The sequence below is a fragment of the Burkholderia cepacia genome, assembly GCF_001039005.1.
GTDB classification, from domain to species: domain Bacteria; phylum Pseudomonadota; class Gammaproteobacteria; order Burkholderiales; family Burkholderiaceae; genus Burkholderia; species Burkholderia theae.
In genome coordinates, this window is record NZ_LDWR01000017.1 from 80,657 (window position 1) to 93,766 (window position 13,110).

The following is a 13,110-nucleotide window of genomic DNA, read 5'->3' on the forward strand; positions in this document are numbered from 1 at the left end:
TAGCGGTTACTCGGGTCCCATGCATAGCAGTCGGATGTCGATTGTCGATTGTCGGATGCGGGGCGGCGCCGTTCAGGGCAGCGGGAAGATCGCGTTGATCTGCCCCGTGCCCGAACTCGCGAAATAGTCGGTGACGATCTCGACGGGCTGGTCGTAGCGATCCCAGCCGAGCAGGCCGAGCAGCATCGCCGTGTCGTGCATGCCGCCTTCGCCGTGGCAATGCGTGTTGTACTCGGGCAGCATTGCGCAGAACGTCTTGAAATCGCCCTGCTTCCACAGCTCGACCACGCGCAGGTCGACCTGCCGGAAGAATTCGCGGCTGATCTGGTGGATCGATTCCTCGGGGCTGCCGTTGTCGTTGAAACGGTGCGACAGCGAACCGCTCGCGAGGAACGCGACGTTCGAATCGCTCTTCTCGATCGCCTCGAGCAGCGCCTCGCCGAAGCGCCGGCTTTCGTCGAGCGTGTGCCACATGCACCAGCCGGCGATCGACACGACCTTGAAGTGCTGGTCGCCGTTCATGTAGCGCATCGGCACGAGCGTGCCGTATTCGAGTTCGAGGCTGTCGATCTCGTGCGCACGCGTCGCGACGCCACGTGCGGTGGCCGTCTCGGCGATCAGCCGGCCGAGCGCCGGGTTGCCCGGATATTCGTACTGCATGTCGCGGATGAAATGCGGCAGTTCGTTGCTCGTATACGTGCCCGCGAAGTGCGCATTGCAGTTCACGTGATAACCCGCGTTGACGAGCCAGTGCACGTCCGACACGACGATCGTGTCGACGCCGAGCGCACGGCAGCGCTCGCCGATCAGCTGATGGCCGCGGATCGCCGCTTCGCGGCAGCCGTGATGCCTGCCGGGCAATTCCGACAGGTACATTGACGGCACGTGCGTGATCTTCGCGGCGAGGGACAGTTTGCCCATCGTTCAAGTCTCCTGTCGACCCGAGTTAGCGCTTTAGCGCTTATGTCGGCCCGAGTTAGTGCTTCAGAACTTACTCGGGCCCCATGCTTTGCATCGGGTCCCATGCTTCGCGGTCGGCCAGAGTTGGCGCTTTAGCGGTTACTCCAGCCCCATGCTTGGCCGGCGTGCCGGCTAAGGAATCATTCTTGCGGCGAAACGACCCGCGCCCGTCACACGCCCCAGCGCGGAATGTGGTGCGAACCCATCGAGATGCACACGTTCTTGATCTCCGCGAACACCTCGAAACTGTACTCGCCGCCCTCGCGCCCGGTGCCCGATTCCTTCACGCCGCCGAACGGCTGGCGCAGGTCGCGCACGTTCTGGCTGTTCACGAACACCATCCCGGCCTCGATGCCGCGCGCGAGGCGATGCACCTTGCCGACGTCCTGCGTCCAGATGTACGACGCGAGGCCGTACGACGTGTCGTTCGCGAGCCGCAGCCCTTCTTCCTCGTCCTCGAACGGGATCAGGCACGCAACCGGCCCGAAGATCTCTTCCTGTGCGACGCGCATCCGGTTGTCGACGTCAGCCAGCACGGTCGGACGCACGAAGTTGCCGTTGCGCAGATGGTCGGGCAAGCCCGCCGGCTTGTCCGCGCCGCCCGCGACCACGCGCGCACCTTCCTGCTCGCCGATGCAGATATAGCCGGTCACCTTTTCCCAGTGCTGGCGCGTGATCATCGCGCCCAGATTCGTGGCCGGATCGGACGGATCGCCGACCACCAGGTTGTTCGCGCGGCGCGCGAATTCCTGCACGAAGCGGTCGTAGATCGTGCGCTGCACGAAGATCCGCGAGCCCGCGGTGCAGCGTTCGCCGTTGATCGAGAAGATCGTGAACAGCGATGCATCGAGCGCGCGGTCGAAATCGGCATCGTCGAAGATCAGCACCGGCGACTTGCCGCCGAGCTCCATCGAATACTTCTTGAGGCCCGCGCGCTCCATGATCCGCTTGCCGGTGACGGTGCCACCGGTAAACGACACCGCGCGCACGTCCGGATGCCGCACGAGCGCGTCGCCGGCCGTCGCGCCGTAACCCTGCACGACGTTCAGCACGCCGGGCGGGATGCCGGCTTCGAGCGCGAGCCGGCCGAGCTGGTCGGCCGTCAGCGGCGACAGCTCCGACATCTTCAGCACGGCCGTGTTGCCGAGCGCGAGGCACGGCGCCGTCTTCCACGTCGCGGTCATGAACGGCACGTTCCACGGCGACACCAGCGCGCACACGCCGACCGGCTGGTACAACGTGTAGTTCAGCATCTGGTCGTCGACCGGATAGGTGCGGCCGTTCATCTGCACGCACACTTCGGCGAAGAAATTGAAATTCTCGGACGCGCGCGGAATCAGCTGCTTGCTCGTCTGCGCGATCGGCAGGCCGGTGTCCTGCGTCTCCAGCGCCGCGAGCATCGGCACGTTCTTCTCGATCAGTTCGCCAAGCTTGCGCATCAGCTTCGCGCGCTCCTTCGCGGGCGTGTTCGCCCATTTCGGGAAGGCTTCCTTCGCCGCGCGCACGGCCGCGTCGACTTCGGCTTCGCCGGCCGACGCGACGTCGGTGATGACATCGCCCGTCGCGGGATTCAGCGTCGTGAAGGTCTCGCGGCTCTCGACTTCGCGGCCGTCGATCCAGTGCTTGATGGTCATGGGTTCTCCTTGGGCGACGGGCTCAGCCGGCGCGATAGTAGTCTGCTTCGCCGACGATCGTGTTGACGAGCCGGCCGATCCCTTCGATTTCGGTCACGACCTCGTCGCCCGGCTGCGTGTCCGCCAGCCCCTCGGGCGTGCCGGTCAGGATCAGGTCGCCCGGCGAGAGCGTCATGAACCCGCTGATGTGCTCGATCAGCGCCGGCACGTCGAAGATCATGTCGCGCGTGCTGCCGCGCTGCGTCTCCCGGCCGTTCACCGTCGTGCGCAGCGTCAGGTCGCCCGGGTCGCCGATCTCGTCGCGGCTGACGAACCACGGCCCGAGCGGCGTGCAGGTGTCGCGGTTCTTCACGCGCAGGTTCGGGCGGTAGTAGTTCTCGAGATAGTCGCGGATCGCGTAGTCGTTCGCGACCGTATAGCCGGCCACGTAGTCGAGCGCCTGCGCGCGGCGCACGTTGCGCGCGGGCCGGCCGATCACGACGGCCAGTTCGCACTCGTAGTGCATGTGGGTGGCATCCGCCGGGCGCACGGTGCGCGACCGGTGGCCGATGAACGTGTTCGGCCCCTTCAGGAAGATCAGCGGCTCGCTCGGCGCCTTGAACGCGAGTTCCTTCGCGTGGTCGGCGTAGTTGAGGCCGAGCGCGAACGTCGTGCGCGGCGCGACGGGCGGCAGCCATGCGACCTCCTCCTCGGCCACGACGCGCCCGGTATCGAGGCGGATCGCGCCGTCGCCGGCCGGTTCGGCCGCATGCAGTGCGCCGTTGTAGATGATGCGCGCCGTCTTCATCGGGTTTCCTCCGCAATCAGCGTGTGCCGCAACGTGCCGATGCCGGCGGCGGCGATCTCGACCGTGCTGCCCGCGCGGGCGCGCGGTGCGCCGCCGGCGACGCCGAGCAGCAGCACGTCGCCCGCGTCGAACGACATGAAGGCCGTCACGTCGGCGATCAGGTCGCGCACGGGGCGGATCAGCGTGGCGGTCGAAGCGGAGACGGCAACCTCGCCGTCGATCCGCACGGTCAACGCGAGCGCGTCGACATCGGCAAGCGCGGCGGCCGGCACGATGGCGGGACCCAGCGGGCAGAAGCCGTCACGGCACTTGAAACGTACGGCCGGACGGTAGTAATCGGGATGCGGCACCGACACGTCGCTCGCGAGCGTGAAGCCGTGCACGTAGTCGAGCGCCTGCGCGGCCGGCACGCGGGTGGCGCGCCGGGCGAACACGACGGCCACCGACGCGCCGATCTCCAGCGCGTCGACACCGGCCGGCACGACGACGGCCGCGCCGTCGGCCGCATGCGTGTTGGCCGGCTTGATATACAGGATCGGCGCCTGCGGCGGGCGGCCGTAAGGCGGTGCGTTCACGGCAGCGCCGAGCGCGTCGAGCGCCGCGCGCTCGTTGAGCAGCGCACCGTAGACGGTACCGATGGCGACCGGCAACGGCGGCGCCGCGGCGGTCGTGCAAGACAGCTCCATGCGTCATTCCCCTGCCGCGCGTCGCGGCGCATCGTCAATAGTTAATATCTTAAGTAAACAATCGGGCGCTGGCAACCTCGATTACCCTGATACGCGAAATTCACCACCTTCGGCTGTTAAGATTGATGCGTCCCCGTCCACTGTCCACCCCGATGAACCGTACGCTCGACCATCGCAACCTGGCCATGCTGCTGCTGGAAGCCCGCGAAACGCTGATGGGTCTGTTCCGCCCCATTCTCAAGGAATTCGCGCTGACCGAACAGCAATGGCGGATCATCCGCGTGCTCGACGGTGAACCGGCGCATGCGCTCGAAGCGGGACAGATCGCCCGGCGCTGCTGCATCCTGAGCCCGAGCCTCACGGGCGTGCTGGAACGGATGGAGCGCGACGGCCTGATCACGCGCACGCGCGCGCAGGAAGATCAGCGCCGGCTGCTGGTCAGCCTGACGCCGCAAAGCAGGAAACTCGTCACGGAAATCGGTCCGCGCATCGACGAGCAATACCGGCAGCTCGAATCGCGCTTCGGCCAGGACGGCCTCGAAGATATCTACCGCGCGCTCGACCGTCTGATCGAACTCGGCGGCAACACGTGAAGATGGCGCCCATTCCCGTCAGTCGCGGGAACGGGCGCCGATATTGCGCCGGCGGTCAGTGCACCGCGCCGCGCATCAGTTCGGTCACCGCGACGCCGCGCGACGTGCGCATGCATTCCTCGACGTAATCGATGAACGGCAACGGCTCGAAATCGATTTCATCGCGCACGCGGCGGTTGTCGAACACGCGATCGACCGTCGCGAATTCCGCGCAACGCTGCAGCGCCCGGCCGATCACGCGTTCGAGTGCCGGATCGGGCCGCCCGAGCACGTCGCGCACCACGAGCGGCAGCTCGGCCGGCGCGCATGCCGCGTAGCGCGGCGCGCCCGTCATCCCCGCCGCCTCGTCCATCGCACGCACGATCTGCGCGACCTGCGGCGCCTCGTCGCCGGCCGACACGTGATAGACGTCGTGCGCGAGCGTCGGCTTGACGGCCAGCAGCATCGTCGCGCGCGCCACGTCGTCCACCGACACGATGTCGATACGCGTCATCGGCCGTGCGGTGAAGCGGCGCGCGGCATGCGCAAGCCGGAACATCCAGAACGAATTCGGCGCGGGCCGTGTGCCGAGCACCGTGTGGCCGACGACGTGCGACGGCCGCACGACGACGAGCGGCAGCCCGAGCACGCGCAGGCGCTGCTCCGTTTCGGCCTTCGCGTGCAGGTAGTCCGCCGCGAGCACCGCGCCCGGCAGGCCTTCGCCGTCCTGCGCAACGTCGTTCGCCGCGTCGCCCGCCGCCTCTTCCTGCACGATCCCGCCACGGCCCGCATGCGCGTAGGCCGTGCCGACATAGACGAAGCGCTGCAAGCGCGACGCCCGTGCGAAGCGTTCGGCAAAACGCACCGAATCGGCAATGTCCGACTGCAGGTGCGCACCGTCGGCCGGCGACGCATGACCGGCGCAGTGAATCACGTGGGTCGCGCCGGCGAGACGCGACGCGTCGGCACCCTGCCACACGTCGCCGAGCGCGCCGACGATCACGTTCGCTTCGGTCAGACGCGACGCCCAGTACGGCGCGAGCCCCGCGCGCAACGCGGCTTCGCGCAGCCGCGCGACGGCGTGGCCGCGGTTCTGCGCGCGCACGACGCACACGATACGTTCCAGCAGCCCTGCATTGACGAGCGCCGTCAGTACGGTACTGCCGATGAAGCCGGTTGCGCCGGTCAGCACCAGCCGTCCGACGTTGGCCGCCGCGACCGGTGCGCTGGCCGGCGACACGAGGCTGGTCCGCCAGTTGAGCGACAACGCGGTTTTCCAGATCAGCACGATAGTCTCCTTCGAAGAGTCGGCCGGGCGGCGCGGCACCCGCGGTTGCGGGCTGCGCACGGCTCACCGGCCGGGCCGGGGCTAACGCGCGCCCCGGCAGTCCCGATCGGGCGTGCGGCCCGCGATCGCATCGATCGCGTCTCTGGTACGAGGCGGCGGCAGCCGCCGAGGACGGGCGTCCGCGGCACAGGATCGGGAAGCTCCCAGTGTGGGGCTCGACCGTATGCAAGTCTGTCCCGAAAGTTTCGTGAAAGTGTGCCGATTTGTACGCGATTGTCGGAGTGTGTCGTTCCGGCCGCGCCGTCAGAACACTGACACATCCGATCGGGCGGCATCCAGGCTGTGCCGTGTCGCATCGGCCGGCCCGGTGTCGGTGGCCGGTCGCACGCGACAGATCGACGCGCCCCACGGCCATGTCATCGCATGTCTCGAACGTCGGCCATGCATGCATCGATACCACGATCGCCGGTGTCGCCTGCATTTGCGCGCGCTGCCGGAATAACCATGAATCGTCAGACGTCGTTTCATCCGAAACCGAAATAGACTCAATCCGGATTTATTGCGGATTATCACTTGCGTTTCACACCAGTCTATCTAGACTGTTCAAGTCAAAACGGTCGAATACGTCAATTTCTTGGGAGACGATCCTATGCGCCTCACTATTCGGATTAATGGCAGCGAATCAGCAACCCTGCAATCGTTCGCGGTACTGTGGGTCGATACCGACGAGGGGCTGTGGTCGCGCGAGGCACATCAGGGCATGGATCTTCCGACCTGGGGCAAGGTCCGCGATGTCGAAGGCGCGATGGCGCTCTGCGCGGCCGACGGCGGGAATGCCGTATGCCAGCTGAAGGGGCTGTCGTTCGATGCGACGCAGCGCGAACAGGGTCCCGCCGTGCTAGCCGGCGATCACGCCGGTGCATGGCGGCTGCAGGCCGTCGATCGTTGCACGACCCAGCCGGAATACCAGGAATTTATTTCAGTCGCGCGATAGCAATATCGCCCTGAATCGTCTGCGGTTTTCGGGTTTATTCCAGGTTCACCGATATTAATTTCGATATTCATTATTAACAGCGCCTCATTTTGGGGCGCTTTTTATTTTCTGCACCAAATAAATAATCGGCGACCGGGCAATTGATCGCACACCGGTGATGATCGCGATCGGTGGCGTGTCGAATACCATGCACCCGGATCGACACACCGCCGATCGCCCGTCTTTCATCGTCTGTCGCGGCGGTGAAATTCCGCCTCCGCCCGCCTTTCCCGCCCTCTTTTCCGCGCACTGCCGAATGGCCGCCGAACGCTTTTTCTCGGGGCCGGAACACACTTTCCCCACACGGCGTTTACTCATTTATTACAATCACATTATTCAGACTGACTTGCCGCCACCTGGCGGTCCGACCCGGCCATTGCATGAGCGTAAAAAAGAAGACCCACCCCGCCGATCCGTACGCGGCCGCGACCAAGAATCCGATGCTCGCGTCGCGCCTGCCGATGTGGCGCTCGAAGCTGATCGTGATCGTCGTGTTCCTCGCGTTCGCCGCACTGATCGGGCGCGCTTTCTGGGTGCAGGTCGCCAACCAGGATTTCTACGTCGGCCAGGGCCAGAAACGCTACCAGCGCACGATCGAGCTCGACGCGATGCGCGGGGGCATCGTCGACCGCAACGGCGCGATGCTCGCGGTCAGCCTGTCGACCTATGAAATCTGGGCGAACCCGAAACAGGTCGCCGATACCGACTACCCGCAGATCGCGAAGCTGCTCGACATGCCGCTCGTCGAGGTGAAGCGGCGCCTCGGCAACGACAAGACGTTCGTGCTGCTCAAGCGGCAGGTCGACGCGGACACCGCGGGCCGGCTCGACAAGCTCGCGATCGACGGCATCACGCAGATCGCCGATTCGAAGCGCTTCTACCCGGAGGGCGAATCGGCCGCACACGTGGTCGGCTTCACGAACGTCGAGGACAAGGGCCAGGAAGGCGTCGAACTTGCGGCGAATGCACGCTTGTCGGGCACGTCGGGGCAGCGCGAGGTGATCCGCGACCGGCTCGGCCGCATCGTGTCGGACACGCGCCCGCTCGTGCCCGCGCAGCACGGCGCGACGATCGAACTGACGATCGACCGCCGGATCCAGCAGCTGGCGTTCAGCCAGCTCAAGGCAGCCGTGGTCGAGAACAACGCGTTGGCCGGCAGCGTCGTCGTGCTCGACGCGCAGAACGGCGAGATCCTCGCGCTCGCGAACTACCCGACCTTCGACCCGAACGACCGTGCGCGCCTCACCGGCCAGCAGTTGCGCAACCGCGCGGTGATCGACACGTTCGAACCCGGTTCGACGATCAAGCCGCTCGTCGTCGCGCTGTCGATCGACGAACGCAAGGTCACGCCGAACACGATCATCAACACGTCGCCGGGCACCTACAAGATCGGTCCGGCCGTGATCCACGACACGTCGAACCACGGGTCGCTGACGGTGTCGCAGGCACTGCAGAAGTCGAGCAACATCGCGCTCGCGAAGCTCGCGCTGAACCTGCCCGCCGAAACGATCTGGAACAAGTACCAGGAATACGGGATCGGCCGCGCGCCGGAACTGACGTTCCCGGGCGTCGCGTCGGGCCGGCTGCGCGGCTACAAGCGCTGGCGGCCGATCGAGCAGGCGACGATGGCATACGGCTACGGCCTGTCGATGTCGCTGCTGCAGATCGCGCAGACCTACACGGCCTACGCGGGCGACGGCACGCTGCACCCGGTGTCGCTGCTGAAGAACGGCACCGACCAGCAGACGATCGACGCGCATCGCGGCCACCGCGTGACGACGCCGCAAACGGCCGCGTCGATCCGCTCGATGCTCGAGATGGCGGTCGGCGAAGGTGGAACCGGGCGCCGCGCGCGCGTCGACGGCTACCGGATCGGCGGCAAGACCGGTACCGCGCGCAAGCAGGTCGGCGCGACCTATGCGAAGGGCAAGTACCGCGCGCTGTTCGCGGGGATGGCGCCGATGAGCAACCCGCGCCTGATCGTCGCGGTGATGATCGACGAGCCGCGCGGCAAGGGTTACTACGGCGGCACGGTGGCCGGCCCGGTGTTCGCGTCGGTTACGAGCGGCTCGCTGCAGTTGCTCGGCGTGCCGCCCGATGCGCCGGTCGAGCCGGAGAAGCCGCAGCCGGCCAAGGCGGTTGCACCGCAGAAGACGGTCGCGGCGCCGAAGGCGGCGGCTCAACCGAAAACGGCTGCCGCGCAGAAAGCCGCCGTGCCGGTCAAGACCGCCGCGCATGCGGGCACGGCCGCCGTGCAGGCAAAAGCGGCGGCAAGCTGAAACCGCCAGGCGGGCGATGCGGTGCGCCCCTCGCCCTCACCTCGCTTTCATCCCACTTACTAGGAACGCACCGCATTATTTGAGCGTTCCCGCCGCGTCCTCCTACAATTTTTTCGCGCCGCGGGCGTCCTTGCCCGCGCGCCCGACTACAACAATGGAGTGAGACGCATGCGATTCCACTGGAAAACGCTCGTGCTGGCCACCGCGAGCATCACGCTGTTCGGCGGTGCGCCGGCCCGCGCCGCCGATGCCACCGACGTGAAAATCGGCTTCCTCGTCAAACAGCCGGACGATCCGTGGTTCCAGGACGAATGGCGCTTCGCCGAGCAGGCGGCGAAGGAAAAGCACTTCACGCTGATCAAGATCGCGACGCCGAGCGGCGAAAAGGTATCGACCGCGCTCGACAGCCTCGCCGCGCAGAAGGCGCAGGGCGTGATCATCTGCGCGCCCGACGTGAAGCTCGGCCCCGGCATCGCGGCAAAAGCGAAACGCGCGGGGATCAAGCTGATGTCGGTCGACGACCAACTCGTCGACGGCCACGGCGCGCCGCTGCAGGGTGTGCCGCACATGGGCATCTCCGCCTACAAGATCGGCCAGCAGGTCGGCCAGGCCATCGCGGACGAGACGAAGCGGCGCGGCTGGAATCCGGCCGAGGTCGGCATCATCCGGCTCGCTTACGACCAGTTGCCGACCGCGCGCGAGCGCACGACCGGCGCGGTCGACGCGCTCAAGGCCGCCGGCTTTCCGGCCGCGAACGTGATCGACGCGCCCGAGATGACGGCCGACACCGAAGGCGCGTTCAATGCGGCGAACATCGCGCTCACCAAACATGCGAACTTCAAGCGCTGGGTGGCGTTCGGCTCGAACGACGACACGACGGTCGGCGCGGTACGCGCCGCCGAGGGGCGCGGCATCGGCGCGGACGCGATGGTCGCGGTCGGCATCAACGGCAGCCAGGTCGCGCTCAACGAGTTCGCGAAGCCGAAGCCGACGGGCTTCTACGGTTCCATCCTGCTGAATCCGCGCCAGCACGGCTACCAGACAAGCATCAATATGGTCGACTGGATCACGAAGAACCAGGCACCGCCGCCGCTCGTGCTGACGTCCGGCACGCTGATCACGCGCGACAACGAAAAGCAGGCGCGCGCCGCGCTCGGTCTGTGAGACTGCACCAGGAGCCGACATGACACGTACCACCCTCGTGACGGGCGCCGCCGGCGGCATCGGCCAGGCGCTGTGCCGCACCTTCCTCGCGGCCGGCGACCGCGTGCTCGCGCTCGATCGCGACCGCGCGGCGCTCGACCGCTTCATCGAAACGCTCGCCGACGCGCACGCGACACCGATCGTCGACGACCTGACCGACGCGGCGCGGCTGCATTCGATGCTCGAATCGCATCCGGAAGTCGACGTGCTGGTCGCGAACGCGGGCACGGCCGCGTCGACCACGCTGCGCGATACGACGCCCGCCAGCTGGCGCACCGATCTCGATGCGAACCTGACGGCCACCTACGTGAGCGTCGAGGCCGTGCTGTCCGGCATGCGTGCGCGCCGGCGCGGCGCGATCGCGATCATCGGTTCGGTGAACGGCGTGCACGCGCTCGGGCATCCGGTGTACAGCGCCGCGAAGGCCGGGCTGATCAGCTACACGAAATCGCTCGCGATCGAATACGGCCGCGACGGCGTGCGCGCGAACATCGTGCTGCCGGGCACGGTGAAGACGCCCGCGTGGGAAGCGCGCGTGCAGCGCAACCCGCAGGTGTTCGAGCAATTGAGGAAGTGGTATCCGCTCGACGATTTCGCGACGCCCGACGACGTCGCGCAGGCCGCGCTGTTCCTGTGCTCGCCGGCCGCGCGGATCATCACCGGCGTCGCGTTGCCCGTCGACGGCGGCCTGCTGGCCGGCAATCGTGTGATGGCGCAGGAACTGACGCTCGAGACGTTCTACTGACTGCAGCGCGGGCGGCCGCCTGGCCGCCGCGCGGCCCGGTGCGCGGCGCGGTGCCGCGCGCCGTCTCAATGCGCAGCCGCGACCGGCTTCACCATCCTGCCGAGCACGTGCTCGGTCATCCCGCGCGCGAGTTCGGTCTCGCCCATGAACACGGTGCCGATACCCTCGCTCGACAGCAGCGCGGCCTCGTCGCCGCTGTTCGTGCACAGCACGACCTCGAGCGTCGGGTTGAGCGTGCGCGAGATCTCGACGATCTGCCGCACGTCGAACACGTCGGGCAGCGTGACGACCAGCATCCCTGCACGCGCGATATGCGCCTGCACGAGCACGATCGGCTCGATCGCGTCGCCCGACACGGCCGCGATACCGTCCGCGCGTAGCTTCTCGACGAGCTCGCGGTTCTGCTCGACGACGACATACGCGATCCCGCGCGCGTCCAGTTCATGTGCGATCCGCGTGCCGACCTTGCCATAGCCGACGATCACGACCTGCCCGGTGAGGTGTGTCTGCGGCGTCGACATCGGCAGCGCGGCGAGCGGATCGTCGCGCGCCTCGAGCCTGCGCGCGAACGCCGAATGCTTGCGGATCCATGCGAGCGCCGGATCAATCATCGCGAACAGCAGCGTATTCATCGCGATCGAGATCAGCGCGACCGCGAGAATCAGGCTCTGCCCCTCGGCCGACAGCAGCCCGAGCGCACGGCCGAGCCCCGCGAGGATGAACGAGAATTCTCCGATCTGCGCGAGGCCGGCACCGACCGTCAGCGCGGTGTTCAGCGGATAGCGGAACGCGATCACGAGCGCGACCGCCGCGAGCGTCTTGCCGACCAGCACGATCGCCGCGACCTCGATCACGTGCAGCGGCTCGTCGAGCAGCACCTTCGGGTCGAACAGCATCCCGACCGAAATGAAGAACAGCACCGAGAACGCGTCGCGCAGCGGCAGCGTCTCGTCGGCCGCGCGCCGGCTGAATTCCGACTCGCGCATCATCATCCCGGCGAAGAACGCACCGAGCGCGAACGACACGTCGAACAGCTTCGCCGCGCCGAACGCGATGCCGACCGCGGCCGCGATCATGCACAGCGTGAACAGCTCGCGCGAGCCCGTGCGCGCGACGAGCCACAAAATGCGCGGAAATACGCGCTTGCCGACCACGAGCATCAGCGCGATGAATGCCGCGACCTTCAGCATCGTGACGCCGAGCGTGCCCCAGATGCTGCCGCCGGCCGCATGCACGTCGCCGGGCGGCGTGCCGCCGAGCAGCCCCGCGACGGGCGGCAGCAGCACCAGCACGAGCACCATCACGAGATCCTCGACGACGAGCCAGCCGACCGCGATGCGTCCGTTCACCGTTTCGACGAGCCCGCGCCCTTCGAGCGCGCGCAGCAGCACGACCGTGCTCGCGACCGACAGCGCGAGCCCGAACACGAGCGCCGCACCGACGCTCCAGCCCCACGTGAGCGCGAGCCCGCCGCCGAGCAGCGTCGCGACGGTAATCTGCACGACGGCGCCCGGCAGCGCGATCTTGCGCACCGCGAGCAGATCGCCGAGCGAGAAATGCAGGCCGACGCCGAACATCAGCAGCATCACGCCGACCTCGGCGAGCTGCTGTGCGAGCGAAAGATCGCCGACGAAACCGGGCGTGCCGGGACCGATCACGATCCCGGCGAGCAGATAGCCGACGAGCGGCGGCATTTTCAGCAGCGACGCGAAGTAACCGAAGATCATCGCGAGACCGAAACCGGCCGCGAGCAACGCAATCAGGCTGACGTCATGAGGCATCCCCCCTCCCAAGTTCTTGTAACTATTTAGTAAGGTTCAAGAATGGAAGGATAAGGGATGAGGCGGAACAATGGCGCGCCGCCGCGAAAATTTCACGCGGCGGCGCGCCTTGGCGGGGTGCAACCCCGGCGAAACGCAAGGC

At 67.0% G+C, this 13,110-nt stretch carries 11 protein-coding genes; 5 read left to right on the plus strand and 6 right to left on the minus strand.

Annotated elements, in window-relative coordinates:
- Window positions 1–72: 72 nt before the first annotated feature.
- The 4 genes from hpaD to VL15_RS10455 form a co-directional block, all read right to left on the minus strand.
- Window positions 73–921 carry a 3,4-dihydroxyphenylacetate 2,3-dioxygenase gene (hpaD, locus tag VL15_RS10440; protein WP_048245405.1) on the minus strand — a complete coding sequence of 283 codons (849 nt, stop codon included), beginning with the start codon at window positions 919–921 and terminating at the stop codon, window positions 73–75.
- Between the two features lie 209 nt (window positions 922–1,130).
- Window positions 1,131–2,594, minus strand: coding sequence for a 5-carboxymethyl-2-hydroxymuconate semialdehyde dehydrogenase (hpaE, locus tag VL15_RS10445; protein WP_048245406.1), 1,464 nt, complete (start codon window positions 2,592–2,594; stop codon window positions 1,131–1,133).
- Window positions 2,595–2,616: 22 nt separating this feature from the next.
- Window positions 2,617–3,381: a fumarylacetoacetate hydrolase family protein gene (locus VL15_RS10450; protein WP_048245407.1), complete on the minus strand. Its 765-nt coding sequence runs from the start codon at window positions 3,379–3,381 to the stop codon at window positions 2,617–2,619.
- Window positions 3,378–4,067 carry a fumarylacetoacetate hydrolase family protein gene (locus tag VL15_RS10455; RefSeq protein WP_048245408.1) on the minus strand — a complete coding sequence of 230 codons (690 nt, stop codon included), beginning with the start codon at window positions 4,065–4,067 and terminating at the stop codon, window positions 3,378–3,380. The genes VL15_RS10450 and VL15_RS10455 overlap by 4 nt, the downstream gene beginning before the upstream one ends.
- A gap of 152 nt (window positions 4,068–4,219) precedes the next feature.
- Here VL15_RS10455 and hpaR point away from each other — a divergent pair, with 152 nt between their 5' ends.
- Window positions 4,220–4,660: a homoprotocatechuate degradation operon regulator HpaR gene (gene hpaR, locus VL15_RS10460; protein ID WP_048245409.1), complete on the plus strand. Its 441-nt coding sequence runs from the start codon at window positions 4,220–4,222 to the stop codon at window positions 4,658–4,660.
- A gap of 55 nt (window positions 4,661–4,715) precedes the next feature.
- Here hpaR and VL15_RS10465 read toward each other — a convergent pair whose 3' ends face one another.
- Window positions 4,716–5,927 (minus strand): SDR family oxidoreductase, encoded by a 1,212-nt coding sequence (locus VL15_RS10465; protein ID WP_048245410.1) that lies wholly within the window; start codon window positions 5,925–5,927, stop codon window positions 4,716–4,718.
- A 649-nt stretch (window positions 5,928–6,576) separates the two neighbouring features.
- Here VL15_RS10465 and VL15_RS10470 point away from each other — a divergent pair.
- The 4 genes from VL15_RS10470 to VL15_RS10485 all read left to right on the plus strand — a co-directional run bounded on the left by VL15_RS10470 (window position 6,577) and on the right by VL15_RS10485 (window position 11,187).
- Window positions 6,577–6,921: a DUF3564 family protein gene (locus VL15_RS10470; protein ID WP_048245411.1), complete on the plus strand. Its 345-nt coding sequence runs from the start codon at window positions 6,577–6,579 to the stop codon at window positions 6,919–6,921.
- 419 nt (window positions 6,922–7,340) lie between these two features.
- Entirely contained in the window at window positions 7,341–9,239 is a 1,899-nt protein-coding gene (locus VL15_RS10475; RefSeq protein ID WP_048245412.1) for a peptidoglycan D,D-transpeptidase FtsI family protein, read from the plus strand.
- A gap of 168 nt (window positions 9,240–9,407) precedes the next feature.
- A complete protein-coding gene (locus tag VL15_RS10480) occupies window positions 9,408–10,403 on the plus strand; it encodes an arabinose ABC transporter substrate-binding protein (RefSeq protein WP_048245413.1) in 996 nt (331 codons plus the stop codon).
- A gap of 19 nt (window positions 10,404–10,422) precedes the next feature.
- Window positions 10,423–11,187: an SDR family oxidoreductase gene (locus tag VL15_RS10485; RefSeq protein WP_048245414.1), complete on the plus strand. Its 765-nt coding sequence runs from the start codon at window positions 10,423–10,425 to the stop codon at window positions 11,185–11,187.
- Between the two features lie 65 nt (window positions 11,188–11,252).
- Here VL15_RS10485 and VL15_RS10490 read toward each other — a convergent pair whose 3' ends face one another.
- The gene (locus VL15_RS10490) at window positions 11,253–12,968 is read right to left on the minus strand and encodes a cation:proton antiporter (RefSeq protein ID WP_048245415.1); all 1,716 of its coding nucleotides are present in this window, start codon (window positions 12,966–12,968) and stop codon (window positions 11,253–11,255) included.
- Window positions 12,969–13,110 lie beyond the last annotated feature (142 nt).